21 protein-coding genes and 1 tRNA gene are annotated in these 22,773 nt (G+C 65.8%); 3 read left to right on the forward strand and 19 right to left on the reverse strand.

Going from position 1 to position 22,773, the window contains the following annotated elements; genetic code table 11:
* Positions 1–14: 14 nt before the first annotated feature.
* The 17 genes from NSQ78_RS15285 to NSQ78_RS15365 form a co-directional block, all read right to left on the reverse strand.
* Positions 15–1,523 (reverse strand): NADH-quinone oxidoreductase subunit M, encoded by a 1,509-nt coding sequence (locus NSQ78_RS15285; RefSeq protein WP_019660580.1) that lies wholly within the window; start codon positions 1,521–1,523, stop codon positions 15–17.
* Between the two features lie 23 nt (positions 1,524–1,546).
* The gene (gene nuoL / locus NSQ78_RS15290) at positions 1,547–3,715 is read right to left on the reverse strand and encodes an NADH-quinone oxidoreductase subunit L (RefSeq protein WP_064238924.1); all 2,169 of its coding nucleotides are present in this window, start codon (positions 3,713–3,715) and stop codon (positions 1,547–1,549) included.
* A gap of 7 nt (positions 3,716–3,722) precedes the next feature.
* Positions 3,723–4,028, reverse strand: coding sequence for an NADH-quinone oxidoreductase subunit NuoK (gene nuoK / locus NSQ78_RS15295; RefSeq protein WP_005417921.1), 306 nt, complete (start codon positions 4,026–4,028; stop codon positions 3,723–3,725).
* Complete coding sequence (locus tag NSQ78_RS15300; RefSeq protein WP_064238925.1) at positions 4,025–4,681, reverse strand: NADH-quinone oxidoreductase subunit J; 657 nt, start codon at positions 4,679–4,681, stop codon at positions 4,025–4,027. Before NSQ78_RS15300 ends, nuoK begins: the two co-directional genes overlap by 4 nt.
* A 9-nt stretch (positions 4,682–4,690) precedes the next feature.
* Complete coding sequence (nuoI, locus tag NSQ78_RS15305) at positions 4,691–5,179, reverse strand: NADH-quinone oxidoreductase subunit NuoI (protein WP_005417924.1); 489 nt, start codon at positions 5,177–5,179, stop codon at positions 4,691–4,693.
* A 4-nt stretch (positions 5,180–5,183) separates the two neighbouring features.
* Positions 5,184–6,278, reverse strand: a complete 1,095-nt coding sequence (gene nuoH, locus NSQ78_RS15310; RefSeq protein WP_014037948.1) for an NADH-quinone oxidoreductase subunit NuoH — start codon at positions 6,276–6,278, stop codon at positions 5,184–5,186.
* On the reverse strand, positions 6,275–8,509 hold the full coding sequence (gene nuoG, locus NSQ78_RS15315; protein ID WP_064238926.1) for an NADH-quinone oxidoreductase subunit NuoG: 2,235 nt from the start codon (positions 8,507–8,509) through the stop codon (positions 6,275–6,277). Before nuoG ends, nuoH begins: the two co-directional genes overlap by 4 nt.
* On the reverse strand, positions 8,506–9,846 hold the full coding sequence (gene nuoF, locus NSQ78_RS15320; protein ID WP_005417934.1) for an NADH-quinone oxidoreductase subunit NuoF: 1,341 nt from the start codon (positions 9,844–9,846) through the stop codon (positions 8,506–8,508). Before nuoF ends, nuoG begins: the two co-directional genes overlap by 4 nt.
* A gap of 4 nt (positions 9,847–9,850) precedes the next feature.
* Positions 9,851–10,378, reverse strand: coding sequence for an NADH-quinone oxidoreductase subunit NuoE (gene nuoE, locus NSQ78_RS15325; RefSeq protein WP_014647867.1), 528 nt, complete (start codon positions 10,376–10,378; stop codon positions 9,851–9,853).
* 97 nt (positions 10,379–10,475) lie between these two features.
* Positions 10,476–11,783 (reverse strand): NADH-quinone oxidoreductase subunit D, encoded by a 1,308-nt coding sequence (locus NSQ78_RS15330; RefSeq protein WP_049470672.1) that lies wholly within the window; start codon positions 11,781–11,783, stop codon positions 10,476–10,478.
* A complete protein-coding gene (locus NSQ78_RS15335; RefSeq protein WP_014647869.1) occupies positions 11,780–12,529 on the reverse strand; it encodes an NADH-quinone oxidoreductase subunit C in 750 nt (249 codons plus the stop codon). Before NSQ78_RS15335 ends, NSQ78_RS15330 begins: the two co-directional genes overlap by 4 nt.
* A gap of 33 nt (positions 12,530–12,562) precedes the next feature.
* Entirely contained in the window at positions 12,563–13,117 is a 555-nt protein-coding gene (locus NSQ78_RS15340) for an NADH-quinone oxidoreductase subunit B (RefSeq protein ID WP_005417936.1), read from the reverse strand.
* Positions 13,108–13,464 carry an NADH-quinone oxidoreductase subunit A gene (locus tag NSQ78_RS15345; protein WP_005417937.1) on the reverse strand — a complete coding sequence of 119 codons (357 nt, stop codon included), beginning with the start codon at positions 13,462–13,464 and terminating at the stop codon, positions 13,108–13,110. The genes NSQ78_RS15340 and NSQ78_RS15345 overlap by 10 nt, the downstream gene beginning before the upstream one ends.
* Positions 13,465–13,575: 111 nt before the next feature.
* A tRNA-Leu gene (locus NSQ78_RS15350) sits at positions 13,576–13,660 on the reverse strand.
* Positions 13,661–13,711: 51 nt separating this feature from the next.
* Positions 13,712–14,149: a preprotein translocase subunit SecG gene (secG, locus tag NSQ78_RS15355; RefSeq protein ID WP_014647871.1), complete on the reverse strand. Its 438-nt coding sequence runs from the start codon at positions 14,147–14,149 to the stop codon at positions 13,712–13,714.
* Between the two features lie 31 nt (positions 14,150–14,180).
* The gene (gene tpiA, locus NSQ78_RS15360; RefSeq protein ID WP_064238927.1) at positions 14,181–14,936 is read right to left on the reverse strand and encodes a triose-phosphate isomerase; all 756 of its coding nucleotides are present in this window, start codon (positions 14,934–14,936) and stop codon (positions 14,181–14,183) included.
* 305 nt (positions 14,937–15,241) lie between these two features.
* A complete protein-coding gene (locus NSQ78_RS15365) occupies positions 15,242–16,219 on the reverse strand; it encodes a 2-oxoglutarate and iron-dependent oxygenase domain-containing protein (protein ID WP_049470666.1) in 978 nt (325 codons plus the stop codon).
* 153 nt (positions 16,220–16,372) lie between these two features.
* On the opposite strand from NSQ78_RS15365, the gene NSQ78_RS15370 reads away from it, so the two are divergent.
* The 3 genes from NSQ78_RS15370 to NSQ78_RS15380 are packed head-to-tail and all read left to right on the forward strand — an operon-like array spanning position 16,373 to position 20,266.
* Positions 16,373–18,250: a sulfatase-like hydrolase/transferase gene (locus NSQ78_RS15370; RefSeq protein ID WP_064238928.1), complete on the forward strand. Its 1,878-nt coding sequence runs from the start codon at positions 16,373–16,375 to the stop codon at positions 18,248–18,250.
* A gap of 20 nt (positions 18,251–18,270) precedes the next feature.
* Positions 18,271–19,416 carry a glycosyltransferase family 4 protein gene (locus NSQ78_RS15375; protein ID WP_064238929.1) on the forward strand — a complete coding sequence of 382 codons (1,146 nt, stop codon included), beginning with the start codon at positions 18,271–18,273 and terminating at the stop codon, positions 19,414–19,416.
* On the forward strand, positions 19,409–20,266 hold the full coding sequence (locus NSQ78_RS15380; RefSeq protein ID WP_064238930.1) for a polysaccharide deacetylase family protein: 858 nt from the start codon (positions 19,409–19,411) through the stop codon (positions 20,264–20,266). The genes NSQ78_RS15375 and NSQ78_RS15380 overlap by 8 nt, the downstream gene beginning before the upstream one ends.
* Before the next feature lie 80 nt (positions 20,267–20,346).
* On the opposite strand, the gene glmM is transcribed toward NSQ78_RS15380, so the two are convergent.
* Together glmM and accD are read right to left on the reverse strand one after the other, a co-directional pair.
* Positions 20,347–21,708 (reverse strand): phosphoglucosamine mutase, encoded by a 1,362-nt coding sequence (glmM, locus tag NSQ78_RS15385; protein ID WP_049470657.1) that lies wholly within the window; start codon positions 21,706–21,708, stop codon positions 20,347–20,349.
* Positions 21,708–22,583 carry an acetyl-CoA carboxylase, carboxyltransferase subunit beta gene (gene accD, locus NSQ78_RS15390; RefSeq protein ID WP_005410473.1) on the reverse strand — a complete coding sequence of 292 codons (876 nt, stop codon included), beginning with the start codon at positions 22,581–22,583 and terminating at the stop codon, positions 21,708–21,710. The genes glmM and accD overlap by 1 nt, the downstream gene beginning before the upstream one ends.
* Positions 22,584–22,773: the final 190 nt, after the last annotated feature.

The following is a 22,773-nucleotide window of genomic DNA, read 5'->3' on the forward strand; positions in this document are numbered from 1 at the left end:
ATCAAATCCTGGAATTACAGCAGCTTGCTGGATGCGATCTGCATCGCCAGCTTCGCGATCGAGGGCTCCATCAGGTCGGTCAGCGGCTTGGGGTAGATGCCCAGGGCCAGCACGCCGATGGCGAACACGCCCAGCACCAGCCATTCGCGGCCGTTGATGTCCTTCAGTTCGGCAACATGGCTGTTGGCCACTTCACCGAAGAAGATGCGCTTGTACAGCCACAGGGTGTAGGCGGCGCCGATGATCAGGGTGGTGGCCGCGCCCAGGGCGATCCACGGATTACGCTGGAAGGCCGACAGGATGACCATGAACTCGCCAACGAAGCCGCTGGTACCCGGCAGGCCCGCGTTGGCCATGAAGAACAGCATCGCGAAGGTGGCGAACCACGGCATCACGTTGACCACGCCGCCGTAGTCGGCGATGCGGCGGCTGTGCATGCGGTCGTACAGCACGCCGACGCAGGAGAACATCGCGCCGGACACGAAGCCGTGCGAGATCATCTGCACCATGGCGCCCTGCAGGCCCAGGCGCGCGGCATCGGCGTTGCCGGCTTCACGCACCAGCCACAGCGCGATGAAGGTGCCCAGGGTGACAAAGCCCATGTGCGCGATCGACGAATAGGCGATCAGCTTCTTCATGTCGTCCTGCACCAGGGCGACCAGGCCGACGTAGATCACCGCGATCAGCGACAGTGCAATCACCAGCCAGGCCCACTCCTGCGACGCGTCCGGGACGATCGGCAGGTTGAAGCGCAGGAAGCCGTAGCCACCGATCTTCAGGGCGATCGCGGCCAGGATCACCGAACCGGCGGTCGGCGCTTCCACGTGGGCGTCCGGCAGCCAGGTGTGGACCGGGAACATCGGCACCTTGACCGCGAAGGCGATCAGGAAGGCGAAGAAGATCCAGGTCTGCTCCTTGGCCGACAGCGGCAGCGCGTACAGGTCGGCCAGCTGGAAGCTGCCGCCCTTCATGTACAGGTAGATCAGCGCCACCAGCATCAGCACCGAGCCGAGGAAGGTGTACAGGAAGAACTTCAGCGCGGCGTAGATGCGGCGCGGACCGCCCCAGACACCGATGATCAGGAACATCGGGATCAGCATCGCTTCGAAGAACACGTAGAACAGCATCGCGTCCGTCGCGGCGAAGATGCCGACGGTGACGCCTTCCAGGATCAGGAAGGCCGCCACGTACTGGTTGACGCGCTTGTCGATGGCGCTCCAGGCGCCGATCAGGGCAAGCACGCTGACCAGGGTGGTCAGCAGGATCAGCGCCACGGCAATGCCGTCCACGCCCAGGTTGTAGCCGATCTTGTACGCCGGGATCCAGGCATGGGTCTCGACGAACTGCAGACCATCGACGCCTGCGTTGTAGCCGCTCAGCAGCGAGAGGCTCGCCACGAACGTCAGCACCGCTACGCCCAGCGACGCCCAGCGGGCGGTCTGCGCATCACGGATCGCAAGGATCAGGGCACCACCGATGATCGGCAGCCAGATGAGGACACTGAGTAGAGGCCAGTTCGACACGTCTTCTTATTCCGTACAGGTCATCAACGCAGGTAATGCATCAGCACGCCCAGCAGGGCAATCAGGCCGATGATCATCGCGAAGGCGTAGTGATAGAGGAAACCGGATTGGGTACGACGCAGCACGCCGGCTGCGACGTCCACAACACGTGCCGAGAGATTGACCACGCCGTCGACGATGTTGCTGTCGATCCAGCGCGAGACCTTGCCCAGCTTGACGCTGCCACCGGCAAAGCCATCGATCCACAGCTTGTCGAAGCCGTACTTGTTTTCCAGTACCGACACCAGCGGAGCGAAGGTCTTGCGGGCCTTGCCCGACAGGTCCGGCTTCCACAGGTAGAACAGTGCGGCCAGCAGGAAGCCCGCAACGGTCAGCATGAACGCCGGAGCCATCATGCCGTGCAGCGCGAAGGCGACCGGGCCATGGAACTCCTCGCCCAGGAAGCCGACGGTGTTCTTGGCCGGATCGTAGAAGTCGACGATGCCGGTGAAGAACGTGTGCGCCTGGCCCTTGATGGCATCGTGCGCGTGGTTGCCGGCCCAGTCGGTGCCGTACAGCATCGGGCCGATGCTGAAGAAACCGATGGCGATCGACGGGATGGCCAGCAGGATCAGCGGCAGGGTCACCACCCACTGGGTTTCGTGCGGCTCGTGCGGACCGTGGCCATGGCCGTGGTCGTCATGATGCGCATCGCCGTGGTGGGCGTCGGCAGCGTGGTGATCGTCATGGCCGTGGCCATGGGCGTGGTCATCATGCGCGTCGCGGAAACGCTCCTTGCCGTGGAAGGTCAGGAACAGCAGGCGGAAACTGTAGAAGCTGGTGACGATCACGCCACCCAGCACGGCCCAGTAGCCATAGGTGGCCACCCAGCTGTTGGACAGGTGCGCGTGCAGCTCGGCCGCCTCGATGATGGTGTCCTTCGAGTAGAAGCCGGAGAAGAACGGCGTGCCGACCAGCGCCAGGGTACCGATCCACATGGTGATGAAGGTGATCGGCATGTACTTGCGCAGGCCGCCCATCTTGCGCATGTCCTGCTCGTGGTGCATCGCGATGATGACCGAGCCGGCGCCCAGGAACAGCAGGGCCTTGAAGAAGGCGTGGGTCATCAGGTGGAACACGGCAGCCGAATAGGCCGACACGCCCAGCGCAACCGTCATGTAGCCCAGCTGCGACAGGGTCGAGTACGCGACCACGCGCTTGATGTCGTTCTGCACGATGCCGATCAGGCCGGTGAAGAACGCGGTGGTGGCGCCGATGAACAGCACGAAGTTCAGCGCGGTCTGCGACAGCTCGAACAGCGGCGACATGCGGGTGACCATGAAGATACCGGCGGTCACCATCGTCGCGGCGTGGATCAGTGCCGAGATCGGGGTCGGGCCTTCCATCGAGTCCGGCAGCCACACATGCAGCGGGACCTGGGCCGACTTGCCCATGGCACCGATGAACAGGCAGATGCAGATGACGGTGGCGATCGACCAGATCACCGGCTCGTTCAGCAGCTGCATGCCCAGGATCGTGCCGTCCCAGATCTGCAGCTGGGCGCGCGGGTCGGCCAGCATGCCGGCCTGCGAGAACACCTGCGAGTAGTCCAGGGTGCCGAACACCCACAGCACGCCGGCGATGCCCAGCAGGAAGCCGAAGTCACCGACGCGGTTGACCAGGAACGCCTTCATGTTGGCGAAGATCGCGGTCGGGCGCTTGAACCAGAAGCCGATCAGCAGGTACGACACCAGGCCCACCGCTTCCCAGCCGAAGAACAGCTGCAGGAAGTTGTTGCTCATCACCAGGGTGAGCATCGAGAAGGTGAACAGCGAGATGTAGCTGAAGAACCGCTGGTAGCCCGGATCGTCCTGCATGTAGCCGATCGTGTAGATGTGGACCAGCAGCGACACGAAGGTCACCACCACCATCATCATCGCGGTCAGCTTGTCGACCATGAAGCCGACGTGCGCCGAATACTGGCCCACTTCGAAGAACGTGTAGATGTTCTGGTTGAACGGCTGCGCACCGCCCCACAGCAGCTGGTAGAGCGTGTACATCGACAGGCCGCAGGCCACCGCGACGCCGAGGATGGTGATGGTCTGCGCGCCGAAGCGCTTGACCTGGCGACCGAACAGGCCGGCGATGATGCTGCCGAACAGCGGTGCGAGCACCACTGCGATCAACAGACTCTTGGAGAGAGTGATTTCCATCTGTGGATCAGCCCTTCAACGAATCGACTTCGCCGACATTGATCGTGCGGCGTGTACGGAACAGGGTCACCAGGATCGCCAGGCCGATGGCGGCTTCCGCGGCGGCGACGGTCAGGATGAAGAACACGAACAGCTGGCCGGACGGATCGCCCAGCTGACGCGAGAAGCCGACGAAATTGATGTTCACCGACAGCAGCATCAGTTCGATCGACATCAGCAGGACGATGACGTTCTTCCGGTTGAGGAAGATGCCGGCCAGGCTGATGGCGAACAGCACCGCGCCCAGCGCGAGGATATGGCCAAGGGTGATCACGGCTGGGTCTCCTCGCCGGCGACCGGCTTGCTGTTGCTGTGCACGACCGGCGCTTCGGCACCCATCTTGACCATGCGCAGGCGCTGGCCGGCCTTGACCATGGTCTGCTCGCCCGGGTTCTGGCTCTTCACGCCGGTACGGCGACGCAGGGTCAGCATCACGGCGGCAACCACGGCCACGGTCAGGATGACGGCGGCGAACTCGAACGGCAGCAGGTACTCGGTGAACAGCGTGCGTGCCAGCCAGGTGATGTTGGAGCTGTCGGCGGCGACCGCAGCGGCGTTGTCGGCCGGGAACGGCGTGATCGAACGCGCCTTGACCCCGATCAGGATCAGCATCTGCGCCAGCATCGCGACCGCGACAATCAGGCCGACCGGCAGATAGCGCACCCAGCCCTCACGCAGCTTGGTGGGGTCGATGTCCAGCATCATCACCACGAACAGGAACAGCACCATCACCGCGCCGACGTAGACCAGCACCAGCGCCACACCGAGGAACTCGGCGCCCACCAGCAGCCACACGCAGGCGATGGAGAAGAAGGTCAGCACCAGGCAGAGCACGGCGTGAACCGGGTTGCGCACGCTGATCACCGCACCGGCCGAAACCGTTGCCGCGATGGCGAACACCCAGAAAGCGATATTTACCCAATCCATCTCTCGACCTCAGCGGTAAGCGGCATCGGCGGCGCGACGCTCGGCGATCTCGGATTCGAGACGGTCGCCCAGCGCCAGCAGCTGCGGCTTGGTAACGATGTTTTCGCCACGATTCTCGAAGTGGTACTCGAGGATGTGGGTTTCGACGATCGAGTCCACCGGGCAGCTTTCTTCACAGAAGCCGCAGAAGATGCACTTGAACAGGTCGATGTCATAGCGCGTGGTGCGGCGGGTGCCGTCCTCGCGCTTGGCCGAGTCGATGGTGATGGCCAGCGCCGGGCACACCGCTTCGCACAGCTTGCACGCAATGCAGCGCTCTTCGCCGTTGGGATAACGGCGCAGCGCGTGCAGGCCACGGAAGCGCGGCGACTGCGGGAACTTCTCCATCGGGTACATCATCGTGTACTTCGGCTTGAAGCTGTACTTCAGCGTCAGCCAGAGGCCCGCCAGCAGTTCGAGCAGCAGCAGGCTCTTGAAGTAATGGGTAATCCTGTTCATCACTTTAGACGCCCTTTTGAATCACGCCGAAGAACACCATGACGGCGGTAACCGCGATCCACAGAATGGCCAGCGGGATGAAGACCTTCCAGCCCAGGCGCATGATCTGGTCGTAGCGGAAGCGCGGGAAGCTGGCACGGAACCAGATGTAGGCACTGGCGAAGAAGAACACCTTGACGAACAGCCACGGCGCGCCCCCCTTCCAGATCCAGTCGACCAGCGGCGAGACATCGCCGAAGTTGACCCAGCCCTGGACCGGGCTCAGCCAGCCGCCGAGGAAGAAGATCGAGATCAGGAAGCTGATCAGGATCATGTTCGCGTATTCGGCCAGGAAGAACAGGGCGAAGGCACCGCCGGAGTACTCGACCATGTGGCCGGCGACGATTTCCGACTCGCCTTCCACCACGTCGAACGGCGCGCGGTTGGTTTCAGCCACGCCCGACACCCAGTAGATGACGAACAGCGGGAACAGCGGCAGCAGGAACCAGTCGAAGAAGCCGGAACTGCCGGCCTGCGCCATCACGATGTTGCTCAGGTTCAGGCTGCCCGAGGCGATCATCACGCCGACCAGGGCGAAGCCCATGGCGATTTCGTAGCTGATCATCTGCGCCGAGGCGCGCATCGCACCCAGGAACGCATACTTCGAGTTGGATGCCCAACCGGCCAGGATGATGCCGTAGATGCCCAGCGAGGTCATCGCCAGCAGGTACAGCAGGCCGGCGTTAGCGTTGGACAGCACGATCTGCGAATCGAAGGGCACCACCGACCAGGCCGCGAAGGCCGGGGCCAGGGTGATCAGCGGGGCCAGCAGATAGATCGCCTTGTTGGCGCTGCTCGGCTGGACCACTTCCTTGAACAGCAGCTTGAAGACGTCGGCGAAGGCCTGGAAGATGCCCATGCCCACGTACATCGGGCCGTGGCGGACGTGCATCCAGCCGATCAGCTTGCGTTCCCAGACCACGTAGAAGGCCACCGAGATGATCACCGGAACGGCGATCACCAGGATCTTCAGGATGATCCAGATCAGCGCGCCGATGTCACCGAGGCCCAGCAGCCACTGGTGCAGCGGGTCGACCGCGTTCAACAGCAATTCGTTCATGCAGCCACCACCGATACGCGAGCGGCACCCAGCGGCGCGGTCGCGCCGTGGCCCGATTCAATCCAGACCGAACCCGCAGCGACGCGGGCGTCGACCACCACCGGCAGGGTGGCCTTGCCGGCATCGGTGCCGACCTTGGCCATCTGCCCTTCCTGCAGCTGCAGGCGAGCGGCATCTTCTGCGTTCAGCACGATGCGCGGGGCGTTGTTGAGCGGATGCGACTGCAGTGCCGGGGCGCGACGGACCACCGCATCGGTGCGGTAGATCGCGGCGGTCGAAGCCACTTCCAGGCCTTCGCCGGCAACCACCGGCTGCGCCGAAGCGGCAACGGTGACCGACACCGGGGCCAGGCTGGCACGCAGGCCGGTCAGGTCGGTGAAGTCGAAACCGGCCAGCGCCATGTCGCCGCCCAGGGCACGCAGCACGCGCCAGCCCTCACGGGCCTCGCCCGGCAGCTTGCCGCCGGCACGGGCCGACTGCTCGCGACCATCGAGGTTGGTCAGGGTGGCGTCGATTTCCGGCAGCGCACCGATCGGCAGGATCACGTCAGCGACGTCGCGGGTCGAGGCACAGGCGAACTGGCTGAAGGCCACCACCTGGGCGCCGACCAGCGCCTTGCGCGCGGCAGGGGCATCGGCGAAGTCCAGGCCCGGCTCCAGGCCGTACACCACGTAGGCCTGGCGCGGCTGCGCCAGCATCGCGGCGACGTCCTTGCCGGCCGGCAGCACGCCGGCGCGGGTCAGGCCAACGGCGTTGGCGCCCTGCGGGATGCGGCACAGCTTGGCACCGGTGGCGGCGGCGAACTCACGCGCGGCAGCGCGGATCGCGGCAGCCTGCGGGTGGTTTTCGGCGATGCCACCGACGATCAGCACGGTGTTGTTGCCGCCCTGCACTGCCGAACGCAGCTCGGCGTTGGCCAGCGCGTCGACGAACTTCGACGGCGCAACGATCTGCTTGCCGGCGATGCTGAAGGCGAAGTCGAAGTCCACCGGGTTGACGACGTGGATCTTCGCGCCGTTGGTGGTCTGCGCCTTGCGCAGGCGGGCGTGCAGCAGCGGCAGTTCGTGGCGGATGTTGCTGCCCAGAACGACGATGCGGTCGGCGCCTTCGATCTCGGCCAGCGGCAGGCCGAACACTTCGGCGGTTGCGGCGTCGGAGAAATCGCGGTTGTTGATGCGGTGGTCGATGTTGCTCGAGCCCAGGCCCTTGGCCAGGCGGGCCAGCAGCGCACCCTCCTCGTTCGAGGTCGACGGATGCACCAGCACGCCCAGGTTGTCGCCCTGGTTCGCCTTGAGGATCTCGGCGGCCGCGGCCAGGCCTTCGGCCCAGCTCACTTCCTTCCACTCGCCATTGACCTTGCGCAGCGGCTTGACCGCACGGTCTTCGCTGTACAGGCCCTGGTGCGAGTAGCGGTCACGGTCGGACAGCCAGCACTCGTTCACCGCTTCGTTGTCGCGCGGCACGGTGCGCAGCACCTCGCCGCGACGCACGTGCAGGAACAGGTTCGACCCCATCGCATCGTGGTAACCCAGCGATTCGCGCGCGGTCAGTTCCCACGGGCGGGCGCGGAACTGGAACACCTTGTTGGTCAGCGCGCCGACCGGGCAGACGTCGACGACGTTGCCGGACAGCTCGGTGGTCAGCGGCTTGCCGTCGAAGGTACCGATCTGCAGGTTCTCGCCGCGGTACATGCCACCCAGTTCATAGGTACCGGCAACGTCGGCGGTGAAGCGGACGCAGCGGGTGCACTGGATGCAGCGGGTCATCTCGGTGGCGACCAGCGGGCCCATGTCCTCGTCCGGCACCACGCGCTTGCGCTCGTTGAAGCGGCTGACCGAACGGCCATAGCCCAGCGAAACGTCCTGCAGCTCGCACTCGCCGCCCTGATCGCAGATCGGGCAGTCCAGCGGATGGTTGATGAGCAGGAACTCCATCACCGAGCGCTGGAACTTCAGTGCCTTCTCGCTGCGGGTGGCGACCTTCATGCCGTCCATCACCGGGGTGGCGCAGGCCGGCGCCGGCTTCGGCGACTTTTCCACGTCCACCAGGCACATGCGGCAGTTGGCGGCGATCGGCAGCTTCTCGTGGTAGCAGAAGCGCGGAATCGGAATGCCGGCCTTGTCGGCCGCCTGGATGATCATCGAACCCTTGGGCACGACCAGCGACTTGCCATCGATCTCGATGGTCACGTGATCCGGTGGCACGTTCGGGTTTACGGGTTGCGCGCTCATGCGGCGGCTGCCTCCACCTTCTTGCCGTCAACCATCGAATGACCGTTGACGATGTAGTACTCGAATTCGTCCCAGAACTGGCGCAGGAAGCCCTGGATGGGCCATGCAGCCGCTTCACCGAACGCACAGATGGTGTGACCTTCGATCTGCCCGGCCACCGCCTTCAGCTGGTGCAGGTCCTCCATCGTGGCCTTGCCGGCGACGATGCGCTCCAGCACGCGGTGCATCCAGCCGGTGCCTTCACGGCACGGGGTGCACTGGCCACAGGATTCCTTGTGAAAGAACTGGCTGATGCGGCAGGCGAACTTGACGCAGCACACGCTGTCGTCGAGCACTACGATCGCACCCGAGCCCAGGCCGGAGCCCAGCGCACGGATGGTGTCGTAGTCCATCGGCAGGCCCTTCAGCTCGGCCGCGGTCAGCACCGGCATCGACACGCCGCCCGGGATCGCGCCCTTGAGCTTGCGGCCCGGACGCAGGCCACCGGCCATTTCCAGCAGGTCGTCGAAGGTGGTGCCCAGCGGCACTTCGAAGTTGCCGCCGTTCTGCACGCAGCCGGACACCGAGAAGCACTTCGGGCCGCCATTGGCGGTCAGGCTCAGGCCCTTGAACCACTCCGGGCCGTTGCGGATGATCGCCGGCACCGAACCGTAGGTTTCGGTGTTGTTGATCGTCGACGGCTTGCCGTACAGGCCGAAGTTGGCCGGGAACGGCGGCTTGTAGCGCGGCTGGCCCTTCTTGCCTTCCAGCGATTCCATCAGCGCGGTTTCTTCGCCGCAGATGTAGGCGCCGGCGCCCAGCGCGCCGTAGATGTCAATGTCCACGCCACTGCCGAGGATGTTCTTGCCCAGCCAGCCGTTCGCATAGGCGTCGGCCAGGGCCTGCTCGAAGTGCTCGAACGGCTCGTGGTGGAATTCACCGCGCAGGTAGTTGTACCCCACGGTCGAACCGGTGGCGTAGCAGGCGATCGCCATGCCCTCCACCACCGAGTGCGGGTTGTAGCGCAGGATGTCGCGGTCCTTGCAGGTGCCCGGCTCGGATTCGTCCGAGTTGCAGAGGATGTACTTCTGCATGTTGCCCTTGGGCATGAAGGACCACTTCAAGCCCGTCGGGAAGCCTGCGCCACCGCGGCCGCGCAGGCCCGAGGCCTTGACCATCTCGATGACCTGCTCCGGCGGGATCTTCTCTTCGAGGATCTTGCGCAGGGCGGCGTAGCCACCGGTCTTCAGGTAGCTTTCGTACGACCACGGGGTGTCGTAATGCAGGGTGGTGTAGACCACCTGGTGCGGCAGCGGCGCCGGGCCGACCGGACCCTTGGATTCGTGGTGATGTGCCATGCCCTTACTCCAGCCCGTCCAGCAGCTCGTCGACCTTTTCCAGGGTCAGACGCTCATGGTAGTGACCGTTGATGACCATCATCGGTGCGCCGCCACAACCGGCCAGGCACTCTTCCTCGCGCTTGAGGTAGACGCGGCCGTCCGGGGTCGATTCACCGTGCTTGATGCCCAGCTTCTTCTCGCAATGGCGGACGATGTCCTCGGCGCCATTGAGCCAGCAGCTGATGTTGGTGCAGATGGCCACGTTGTTGCGGCCCACCTTCTCGGTCTCGAACATCGAGTAGAAGCTGGCGACCTCGTAGGCCCACACCGGCGGCAGGTCGAGGTACTTGGCGACGGCGGCGATCAGCTCGTCGGTCAGCCAGCCCTGGTTCTGCTCCTGGGCCGCATGCAGGCCCTGCAGCACGGCAGAGCGCTTGCGGTCCGGCGGGAACTTGGACAGCCAGTGATCGATGTGAGCGCGGGTCTTGTCGCTCAGCACCACCATCGGGTCGACGTCGCGCGCCGCCTCGAAATTACCTGTCGCCTTCATCGGCCGACCTCAGCGAAATGCATAACGTGAAATTCCAGAAACTGCGGCGCCGGCTTGCGCCGGCTGCCTGCAGCGGGCGTTGGCGTGGCGGACGGCATTACCGGTCAACCTCGCCGAACACCAGGTCGTAGGTACCGATCATCGCCACCACGTCGGCCAGCATGTGGCCGCGTACGATCGAATCGATCGAGGACAGGTGGGCGAAGCCAGGTGCGCGCAGGTGCACGCGGAACGGCTTGTTGGCGCCATCGGAGACCAGGTAGCAGCCGAATTCGCCCTTGGGCGCTTCCACGGCCGCATAGGTTTCACCCGCCGGCACGCAATAGCCTTCGCTGAACAGCTTGAAGTGGTGGATCAGCGCTTCCATGTCGTCCTTCATGTCCTCGCGCTTGGGCGGAGCGACCTTGAAGTTCTTGACCATGACCGGGCCGGGGTTGGCCTTCAGCCACGCCACGCACTGCTTGATGATGCGGTTGGATTCGCGCATTTCGGCGACGCGGACCAGGTAGCGGTCGTAGCAGTCGCCTTCCTTGCCCAGCGGGATGTCGAAATCGACGGCATCGTACTTGGCATACGGGCGCTTCTTGCGCAGGTCCCAGGCGATGCCCGAGCCACGCAGCATCACGCCGGTCATGCCCCACTGGTGGGCCAGTTCCGGAGTGACCACGCCGATGCCGACGGTACGCTGCTTCCAGATGCGGTTGTCGGTCAGCAGGGTTTCGTATTCGTCGACGCGCTTGGGGAACTCGACGGTGAAGTTTTCCAGGAAGTCGAGCAGCGAGCCTTCGCGCGAAGCATTCAGCTGCTTCAGCGCCTTGCCCTTGTGCCAGCGTGATTCCTTGTACTTCGGCATGTGGTCCGGCAGGTCGCGGTAGACGCCGCCCGGACGGTAGTACGCCGCGTGCATGCGCGCGCCGGAGACCGCTTCATAGCAGTCCATCAGTTCTTCGCGCTCGCGGAAGGCATACAGCATCACCGCCATCGCACCCAGGTCGAGCGCGTTGGAGCCCAGCCACATCAGGTGGTTGAGGATGCGGGTGATTTCGTCATACATGGTGCGGATGTACTGCGCACGCTCCGGCGCTTCGATGCCCATCAGGGTCTCGATCGCGCGCACGTAGGCGTGCTCGTTGCACATCATCGACACGTAGTCGAGGCGATCCATGTAGCCGATCGACTGATTGAACGGCTTGGACTCGGCCAGCTTTTCGGTGCCACGGTGCAGCAGACCCACGTGCGGGTCGGCACGCATGATGGTTTCGCCGTCCATTTCCAGGATCAGGCGCAGCACACCGTGAGCGGCCGGGTGCTGCGGGCCGAAGTTCATGGTGTAGTTGCGGATTTCCTGCCGGCTTTCGGCGGCGTTGCTGGCGAACGCTTCGCCGGCCTGGTGTACGTGGCTCACTTCACTGCCTCCTGCGCGCGCTCACCGGCTGCGGTCTGCAGACGAGCGTCGTCACGGATCACGCGCGGCACGCCGACACGCGGCTCCACCGAGGTGACCGGTTCGTAGATCACGCGCTTCTTTTCTTCGTCGTAGCGGACTTCGACATTGCCGATCAGCGGGAAGTCCTTGCGGAACGGATGGCCGACGAAACCGTAGTCGGTCAGGATCCGGCGCAGGTCCGGGTGGCCTTCGAAGATCACGCCGTACAGGTCGAACGCTTCGCGCTCGAACCAGTTCAGGCCCGGCCACACGCTGGTCAGCGAGGACACCACCGGCAGCGCTTCGTCAGGGGCGAAGCAGCGCAGGTGCATCATCAGGTTGTGCTGGTACGAACGCAGCTGGGCGACCACGGCGAAACGCTGGGTCGGCATGTGCTGCGGGCGGGCACCGTCGGCACCGTTTTCCTCGGTGGGGAACTCGCCCCACGCGAAGCGGCCCTGGGCCTTGCCTTCGACGCCACGGCTGAAGCCCTGCGAGGACACGTCGGCGGTGTCCCATTCGTCGGAGCCATAACCGAGGTAGTCGACGCCGCACAGATCCACGGCCTGCTCGAAACCAAACTCGTCACGCAGCGCCAGGGCGGTGGCGTGCCACTCGGCGGCAGGCACTTCCAGCGTCACTTCGCCGCGGGGTTCGACCACGATGACCTTCGCACCAGCGAAACGTGCGGAGAGTCGGTCGATGAAGGATGCTTGCTCTGCCATGGGGGCTTGGCGCGCTCTTGTCAGGTGAAGGGGTCAGCGGGCGATGGTCTGTGTACGCCAGATCTTCTTCTGCAGCTGCAGGATCCCGTACACCAGCGCCTCGGCGGTCGGCGGGCAGCCCGGGACGTAGACGTCCACCGGCACCACGCGATCACAGCCGCGCACGACAGAATAGGAGTAGTGGTAGTAGCCACCGCCGTTGGCGCAGCTGCCCATCGAGATGACCCACTTCGGGTCCGGCATCTGGTCGTAGACCTTGCGCAGCGCCGGGGCCATCTTGTTGACCAGGGTACCGGCCACGATCATCACGTCGGACTGGCGCGGCGACGGGCGGAACACCACGCCGTAGCGGTCAAGGTCCAGGCGCGCGGCGCCGGCGTGCATCATCTCGACCGCGCAGCAGGCCAGGCCGAAGGTCATCGGCCACATCGAGCCGGTGCGCGCCCAGTTCAGCAGTGCGTCGACGCTGGTGGTGACAAAGCCCTTTTCCAGCAGCGGGTTGTCGCCTTCCGGCCGCAGGATGTCATCAACCCGGCCTTCCGGCGACGGGTTGTTCATGAGGCCATCGAGAGTCTGAATCACTCCCATTCCAGCGCTCCCTTCTTCCAGACGTAAATGAAACCGAGGAACAGCATGCCGACGAACAGGCCCATGGTGACCAGCGAACGGGCGCCCAGCTCCATGAAGACCTGGGTCCACGGCACGATGAAGATGATTTCCAGGTCGAAGACGATGAACTGGATCGCGATCAGGTAGTAGCGCACATCGAACTTCATGCGCGCGTCTTCGAAGGCCTCGAAGCCGCACTCGTACGGCGAGAGCTTTTCCAGATCGGGGCGGCGGGGACCGAGGAATCGACCAACCAGCATCAGCGTAACGCCGATACCGGTGGCAACGATCAGAAACAGCAGAGAAGGCAAATATTCGGCCAGCACAGCGATTCTCTCTTGCCTCTGCCGCCGCGCCTGCAGGCGCTTTGGCATGGGGGAGTGGACGGGAACCTGCCTGGCGCCTTGCGCGCCAGACGAACCCGCTTTACTTACAAATGGTGCCCAAGAGGGGACTCGAACCCCTACGACTTGCGTCGCTACCACCTCAAGGTAGTGCGTCTACCAATTCCGCCACCTGGGCAAACGATCACATCAGACTATCTTCCCGATGCGCCGCGTATTGTAACCGGCTTCAGTGTTTCTGGGAGCCTTCCGAAGGCTTTTCTTCACCAGAAACCGAAGATTCCGCCTGAGCCGGCACATTTGCCGCCGGAACCGGGGCGGCCGGGACCGGATCGGCCTTCGGAACGGCCGGCAGTTCGCCCGCCGGAGCCGCCGGCGCGCTGGCCGCCGGGGCGGACATCAGGCCCAGGTCCTGGTCGGCCGCCGGACGGGTGCCGTGACCGGCATACCAGGCCATGAAGAGACTGATGCCGAAGAACACGACTGCCAGCCACTTGGTCGACTTGGACAGGAAGTTCGAGGCGCCACGCGCACCGAACACCGTGCCCGAGGCGCCGGCACCAAAGCCCGAACCCGCCGCCGCACCCGAGCCACGCTGCATCAGGATCAGCGCGATCATGGCCACAGCGACCAGCACGTAGACGACATTGAGGATCAACATCAGCATTGGAAACCGCCCTCGGACAATACTTCTAGGATTAGTTCGCGGCCGCCGCCCGTGCGATGGCCAGGAAGTCCGCGGCCACCAAGGAGGCACCGCCGACCAGCCCACCATCGACATCCGGCTGCGCGAACAGTTCCCCGGCATTGTCGGGCTTCACGCTACCGCCGTAAACAATGGGCAGTGAATCAGCAATTCTAGCATCGATGCGCGCGACTTCGCCACGGATGAAAGCGTGCACCTGCTGCGCCTGCTCCTTGCTGGCGGTACGCCCGGTGCCGATGGCCCACACCGGCTCATAGGCGACCACGGCCTGGGCGAAGCCGGCCGCGCCGGTCAGTTCCAGCACCGGCGCCAGCTGGCTGGCGATGACCGCTTCGGTCTGCCCGGCCTCGCGCTGCTCGAGGGTTTCCCCCACGCACAGCACCGGCACCAGCCCAGCGTGCAGGGCCGCGGCGAACTTGCGCGCGACCAGTTCGCTGCTCTCATGATGGTACTGGCGGCGTTCGGAATGACCGACCAGGCCATAGCGGGCCCCCACCTCGACCAGCATGGCGGCGCAGACCTCACCGGTGTAGGCGCCCTTCTCGTTGCTGCTCACGTCCTGCGCGCCAAAGGCCAGGCCGGTCTGGCCGAAGTCCTCGACCAGCTCGCCCAGGTACGGCAGCGGCGGCAGGATCACCACATCCACCCCATCCACCGGCAGCCCGGCAGCCACCTGCCCCAGCAGTTCATTGGCGAATTGACGGCTGCCATGCAGCTTCCAGTTTCCGGCGACGATCTTGCGGCGCATGAGCGGGTGGCTCCTGTGTGAAGTCAGCCGATCATGATACCCGTTACGGCAAAAATCCGTTTCCGTGTAAGCGGTTACATGGAGTTTCAGCCAACGGCGCAGCCCCTCGTGGCGGGGGTCTGGTTGGGTTGGTCGCGGAAGGCCCGGTTGGATGGGTGGGCTTGGCCGGGCGGGTGGGGATGGCGGGGGACGCCGTAACCCGTCCGTTCTGGCCGTGGACTTGCCGGCCAGCGGCTGGCACTACCGCAGCTGCAGGGTGCAACCCTGCAAAGAAAAAGGCCGCCTTTCGGCGGCCTCGCTTCTCGTTACTTCAGCTTGATCTCGCGCAGGCGTTCCTCGAGGAAGCCGTGGGCGGTGATCGGCTCCGGATACCGGCTCGGGTTCTCCGGGGTGATGCACGAGGGCAGCACGTCGATCAGGAAGTCCGGGTTCGGGTGCAGGAAGAACGGCACCGAGTAGCGCGGCTGGCGCGCCAGTTCGCCCGGGGGGTTGACCACGCGGTGGATGGTCGACGGATACACGTGGTTGGTCAGGCGCTGCAGCATGTCGCCGATGTTGACCACGATGGTGTCCGCGTCCGAGGTGAACGGCACCCACTCGCCATCATGCGACTGCACCTCCAGGCCGGCGGCACTGGCGCCGACCAGCAGGGTGATGAAATTGATGTCGCCATGGGCGCCGGCGCGCACGTTCGGAATGTCGTCGGTGGTGATCGGCGGGTAGTGGATCGGGCGCAGGATCGAATTGCCGAAGTTGGTCTTGTCGGCGAAGAAGTTCTCCGGCAGGCCGATGTGCAGGGCCAGCGCCGACAGCACGCGCGAACCCAGGTTGTCCAGCGCCTGGTACAGGCCGTAACCGCGCTCACGGAACCCCTCGACCTCGGTCGGCCACAGGTTCGGCGCCATCACGTCACGGTACTTGGAGTCGTCGGCGATCTCGCGACCGATGTGCCAGAACTCCTTCAGGTCGAAATGCTTGGAGCCCTTGGCGGTTTCCACGCCGAACGGGGTGTAGCCGCGGGCGCCACCGCTGCCAGCGACGTGGTACTTGCGCTTGACCTCTTCCGGCAGGGCGAAGAAGGCCTTGAAGGCATCGTAGGCCGCGTCGATGTCGGCCTGCGGAATGCCGTGGTTGCGGATGCCCGCGAATCCCCATTGGCGGTAGGCCGCGCCCAGCTCGGCCACGAAGGCCTCGCGGTCGCTGTCAAAACGGGTGATGTCGAGGGTGGGGATCTGGCTCACAGCGGTTCCTGGCTTGTCGTTGGGTCTGGGGGGCCAGCGCATTCATGGCCCGCCTGAACATTGTGACAGATCGCCCGGAGGACGCCACTCGATACGAAGAAACAAACCGATACAATGCGCGACCCGCGCGTGGCGCAACGCGGCCATCACGTTGCCGCCGCTCCCCGTTCCCGCGCTCCCCGAACCCGCCCCGCCATGCCCGCCGCTGTCTCCGCCGCCCCTGCCGTCGAAGGTCCCGCCCAGCGCTGGCGCCGGCTGGCCTGGTGGTCGCTGTTCATCGCCGGCAACGCCGTCCTGGCGGCGGCGATCGCGCTGGGCAACGTACCACTGCGTGACAATCCGGGCGGTGCCACGGGCCTGGCCTATCTGGCGATCGCCCTGCCCGGCCACCTGCTCGCGTTCGGCGCGCTGGCCGGCCTGCTGCCACTGCTGCTGGGCCTGTGGCCGCGCCGGGCGCGCACGTTGAGCGTCAGCGCCGTACTGCTGCAGGGGCTGTGGCTGTGCCTGCTGCTGGTCGACGCCAAGGTCTTCACCCTGTACCGCTTCCACCTCAATGCCATGGTCGTGAACATGGTGTTCGGCGGCGCCCTGCAGGACCAGGTCGCCCTGTCCTGGAAGACCTGGCTGCAGGTCGCGCTGCTGGTCGCCGCGGTCTTCACCGCCGAAGGCCTGCTGGCCTGGGCATGCTGGAAGCTGCTGCCGGCGGCATCGCATCGGCGCCGGGTGCTGCAGGCCTGGGCGGCGGTCGCGCTGCTGATGGGCGGTGGCCAGCTGGCCACGGCCTACTACGACGCGCGCGGCGACCGCGATGTGATCGCACAGTGGAACTACCTGCCGTGGGCACAGCCGATCACGGCCAAGAGTTTCATGCGGCGCCTGGGCGTGGTCAGCCAGCAGCAGGCCGGCCTGCCCGACCCGCGCCACGCGCAGCTGCTGTACCCGCTGCATCCGCTGCGCTGCCAGAGCCCACATCGCCCGAACGTGCTGATGGTGGTCCTGGAATCGCTGCGCCACGATGCGCTGACACCACAGCTGATGCCCCATACGTCGGCGCTGGCGCAGGACGCGCGCGTGTTCGACCACCACTTCAGTACCGGCAATGCCACCCGCTACGGCCTGTTCGGGCTGCTCTACGGCCTGCCCGGCGGCTACTGGCCGAGCATGCTGGACGAGCAGCGTGGTTCGCAGCTGTTCCAGGTGCTGGGCCAGCAGGGCTACGACCTGCACCTGTACGGCAGCGCGCCGATGTACAGCCCGGAATTCGATCGCACCGCGTTTGCCGATGTGCGCGACCAGCTGCACCAGGGACCATCGGCGCTGAAGTCCGACGGTCGCGACCGCGCGATCGTCGGCGCGCTGCAGCAGGACATCCGCGCCAGCCAGGCGGCAGACCACCCGTGGTTCGGGTTCGTGTTCCTCGACTCCACCCACGCGCCCTACCACATGCCCGAGGGCTATCCGCCGGTGGCCACACCGATGGCCGCCGACATCGACTTCCTCAAGTTCGGCCCGGAGCATGACCCGACGCCGGAGCTCAACCGCTACCGCACCGCCGTGCACTATGCCGACAGCCTGATCGGATCGCTGCTGGACGACCTGCGCGCGCAGGGCCTGGCCGAGGACACCATCGTGCTGGTCACCGGTGACCATGCCGAAGAGTTCAACGACCTCGGGCTGAACTACTGGGGCCACAACGGCAACTTCTCCGACTACCAGCTGCAGGTGCCGTTCGTGCTGCATTGGCCGGGCAAGGCCGCTGGCCACGACGCACGCACCAGCTCGCACGAAGACTGGGTGCCAACACTGATGCGCCACGCGCTGGGCTGCGAGAACGCACTGGCCGACTACAGCACCGGACAGGACCTGCTGGCCGAGCCACAGGGCCAGCGTGCGCTGGTGGTCGAAAGCTGGTCGCAGCGCGCGGTACGCCATGGCGATGCGATCTATGTGTTCGACAAGTTCGGCAACGCCACCGCCCTGGACCTGCACTATCGCCCGCTGCCGCAGCAGGTGCCCGATGCCGCCGCCGTACGTACCGCATGGGAAGCGCTGACCCGCTTCCGCAATCGTTGACCTTCAAGGATCGATCCCGCATGAACCGTCCGTTGCGCATCCTGCACACCGAAGCCGCCAAGGGAATGGGCGGGCAGGAGATCTACATCTTCCGCCACATGCAGGTGATGCGCGCGCGCGGCCACCAGGTGGCCCTGCTGTGCCAGCCCGAAGCCCGCCTGGCCACGCTGGCCCGCGATGATGGCTTCACTGTCCACACCCTGCGCATGGGCGGCCTGCTGCGCCTGCTGCGTGGCATCTGGTCGGTCTCGCGGCTGGTGCGCCGCGAGCGCTACGACGTGGTCAACACCACCAGCCGTCGTGACGCGCTGATCGCTGCCGCCGGCGCCCGCCTGGGCGGCACGCCGCTGGTGGTGCGCTCGCGCCACCTGATGAGCCCGGTCAATTCACTGCTGACCTATACCGGCCTGCCGCACCGGGTGCTGACCGTCAGCAGCTTCGTCAAGCAGCTGCTGACCGAGCGCGGCATTCCGGCCGAGCGCATCGGTATCGTGCCGCCCATCGCCGTGCCGCCGCGCTGGAGCGAGATCCGCAAGGCCGATCCCTGGCAGTGCCTGCAGGAGGTGCGCGCGGACGTGCGTGCCGAACTCGGCTTCGGCGCACAGGACATCGTGGTCGGCTGCGTGGCGGTGCTGCGCGAGCCCAAGGGCCACGCCGACCTGCTGCAGGCGATGGTGCCGCTGTGCAGGACGCATCCGAACCTGCACCTGGTGGTGATCGGCGATGGCCAGCCGGTCATGGATCGGCTGCAGGCGCTGCGCGACGAGCACGGGCTGCAGCAACAGGTGCATCTGCTGGGCTACCGCGATGGCGCCTGCCGGCTGATGGCCGGTTTCGACATCTTCGCGCTGGCGTCGCACAAGGAAGCGGCCGGTACCGTGTTCCTGGAAGCGGCCTATGTCGGCGTGCCGATCGTGGCCACCCGCGTTGGAGGCGTGCCGGAGATGGTGGTCGATGGCAGCAATGCGATCCTCACCCGGCTGGGCGACAATGCAGCCCTGACCGGTGCCCTGCGCCTGTTGGTGGACGATCCGGAACGGCGCCGGCAGATGGGCCGCGCCGGGTGGGACTGGATGCGCAGCGCGCACCGCTTCACCCCCGACGGCCACGGCGAGACCACCGAACACTATTACCACCAGTGGCTGAAGGAGCTGGGACATGGCTGATGCCCGAACCGTACCGGTGCTGATGCACCACCACGTCAGCCCGTCGCCGGGCATGATCACCGTGTCGCCGGAGAATTTCGAAAGCCAGATCGCCTGGCTGGCCGGCAACGGCTGGACTTCGCTGACACTGGACCAGTACGCCGGTTTCCTGGCCGGCCGGCCGGTGCCGCGCAAGTCGATCGTGATCACCTTCGACGATGGCTACCTGGACAACTGGGTGTATGCGCACCCGATCCTGCAGAAGTACGGGATGCACGCGGTGGTGTTCGTGGTCACCGGCTGGATGGGCGAAGGCCCGCAGCGGCCGCATGCGGGGATGGCCGGCGCAACGCTGCCCACCACGCCCGACCACCGCGGCTGCGAAGCGGCGATCTACGAGCAGAACCGCAGCGACGACGTGATGATGCGCTGGAGCGAAGCGCGCGCAGCCATTGCCGCTGGCACTTTCGAAGTGCATTGCCACACCCATACCCACACCCGCTGGCTGCGCCGCGACGACCTGGACCGCGCGCAGCGCCGTGCCGGCCTGAGCCGGGACCTAGCAGTCTCGCGCGAGGTCCTGAAGGAAAAGCTGGGCGAGGTGTCGGACACGCTGTGCTGGCCCTACGGCGATTTCGACCAGGATCACATCGAGGTGGCCCGCGAGCAGGGCTTCCGCTACCTGCACACCACCCACCCGTTCGGTCGCAACGTGGTGGGCGGCGACCCGGAACGCATCTACCGCTTCGCGATCCGCAACCGCCCGGCCAGCTGGCTGCGCAAGCGCATCGCGCAGAGCTACAACCCTCTGATCGCGCCGCTGTTCAATGGCTTCAAGGCACGCCAGAAGAAGATGGTGCCGGGCCCGTAAGCGTCACGCTGCCCTGTCGCTTGAACGAAAAACGCCCCGGCTTTGCGGAGCGTTTTCCGTTGGCTGAAGGTGCAGCCGCCTCAGGCAGCGGCTTCACGCACCGCTGCGGACAGGCGATCCAGCGTGTCCTGCATCAGCGCTGCGTCATCGGCCTCGACCGTGACCCGCACCACCGGCTCGGTGCCGGACGGGCGCAGGAACGCACGGCCGCGACCGGCCACCGACTGCTGCGCGACGGCCAGTGCGGCCTGCACGCTGTCGGCCTGCACCGTGGCCTTGGCCGAGACATTGCCCAGCCGCACGTTGACCGTCTTCTGCGGCACCCGAACCAGCCCCTTCAGCGCCTGGCGCAGGGTCTGGCCGCTGTTGCGCAGCGCCACCAGCACCTGCAGCGCGCTGACGATACCGTCACCGGTGGTGGCGCGGTCCAGGCACAGCAGGTGGCCGGAGGCCTCCCCGCCGAGCACGCCACCGCCTTCGATCAGCGCCTGGTGCACGTAGCGATCACCGACATTGCTGCGCACGAACGGAATCTGCAGGTCGGCGAACGCCTTCTCGATGCCATAGTTGCTCATCAGCGTGCCGACCACCGGGCCGCGCAGGCGGCCTTCGTCCTTCCAGGCACGGGCCAGGATGTACAGCAGGTCATCGCCGTCGACCGGATTGCCCTGGTCGTCGGCCATCAGCACGCGGTCGCCGTCGCCATCAAAGGCGATGCCGAGATCCGCGCGGGTCTCGCGGACCTTGGCCGCGAGGTTGTCGATATGGGTCGAGCCCACGCCGGCATTGATGTTGACGCCATTGGGCTCGGCACCGATGCCGATCACTTCGGCGCCCAGTTCGCGGAACAGCAGCGGTGCGATCTGGTAAGTGGCACCGTGCGCGCAATCCAGCACCAGGCGCACGCCACGCAGGTCGAACGCGCGCGGTACGCTGGCCTTGCAGAACTCGATGTAGCGGCCGACCGCCTCGCGCGCGCGCGCGGCCTTGCCCAGCTTTTCCGATTCGGCGGTGGTGAACGGAACGTCCAGCGCCGCTTCCAGGGCCAGCTCGGTGGCATCGTCGAGCTTCTCGCCCTGGGCGGAAAAGAACTTGATGCCGTTGTCGTAATGCGGGTTGTGCGAGGCGCTGATGACGATGCCGGCATCCACGCCCAGCGTACGGGTCAGGAATGCCACCGCCGGGGTCGGCATCGGTCCCAGCAGCTGCACGTCGGCACCGGCGGCGACCAGGCCGGCTTCCAGCGCCGCCTCGAACATGTAACCGGAAATGCGGGTGTCCTTGCCGATCACCACGATCGGCCGCCGCCCATCCTGGCCGCGCTGGGCGACCAGGACGCGACCCAGGGCGTTGCCCAGGCGCAGCACGAAGTCGGCCGAGATCACGCCCTGGCCGACGCGGCCTCGGATGCCATCAGTACCGAAGTACTTGCGGCCTCCCATCAAGCCACCTCCGGCGCCGGCTGGCGACCCAGCATCGCCAGCAGGTCGGACAGGCGGTCGCGCATTTCGCGGCGGTCGCAGATCTGGTCGATGGCACCGTGCTCGAGCAGGAACTCCGAGCGCTGGAAGCCCTCCGGCAGCTTCTCGCGCACGGTCTGCTCGATCACGCGCGGGCCGGCGAAGCCGATCAGCGCCTGCGGCTCGGCGATGTTGATGTCGCCCAGCATCGCGAAGGAGGCCGAGACGCCACCGGTGGTCGGATGGGTCAGCACCGAAATGTACGGCAGGCCGGCTTCACGCAGCTTGCCCAGCGCGGCCGAGGTCTTGGCCATCTGCATCAGCGAGAACAGGCCTTCCTGCATGCGGGCGCCGCCGCTCTGCGAGAAGCACACGTAGGGCGCACCGATCTCGACTGCGGTTTCGGCAGCCAGTGCGAAGCGCTCGCCGACCACCGAGCCCATCGAGCCGCCCATGAAGGCGAAGTCGAAGGACGATGCCACCAGCGCGCGGCCCTTGAGCAGGCCGCGCATGGCGATCAGCGCGTCGTACTCGCCGGTGTTCTTCTGCGCGATCTTGATGCGCTCGCTGTACTTCTTCTGGTCCTTGAACTTGAGCAGGTCGGTCGGCCCCAGGCGCGCACCGATCTCGGTGGTGCTGTCGGCGTCGAACAGGGCGGCCAGGCGCGCGCGCGCGCGGATCGCCATGTGATGGCCGCACTTCGGGCAGACTTCCAGGTTCTCTTCCAGTTCCGGACGGTACAACGCGCTGCCGCAGTTGCTGCACTTTTCCCACAGGCCCTCGGGGACGCTGCGCTTCTTGCTGGGGGTGTTGTCGGTGCGGATGCCGGACGGCATCAACTTGCTGAGCCAACTCATGCGGGAGGACACTTCCGTTCAGGGCGGCCCAGGGGCCGCAAAGGCGGACAGTCTAGCTCCGCTTTCCCCGCCCGTGCACCCCCTTGCCAGCGGCGGGGCAGCCGGAAAAAACCATGCTGGGACGTACGTTTAGGTGCTGGGCGGTGCCCGCCGCTGGCCGGCAGCCCTTGCGTGCAGACCGATGGGTAGT

The sequence above is a fragment of the Stenotrophomonas sp. FSL W7-1447 genome (genome assembly GCF_037966425.1).
Lineage (GTDB): Bacteria > Pseudomonadota > Gammaproteobacteria > Xanthomonadales > Xanthomonadaceae > Stenotrophomonas > Stenotrophomonas pavanii.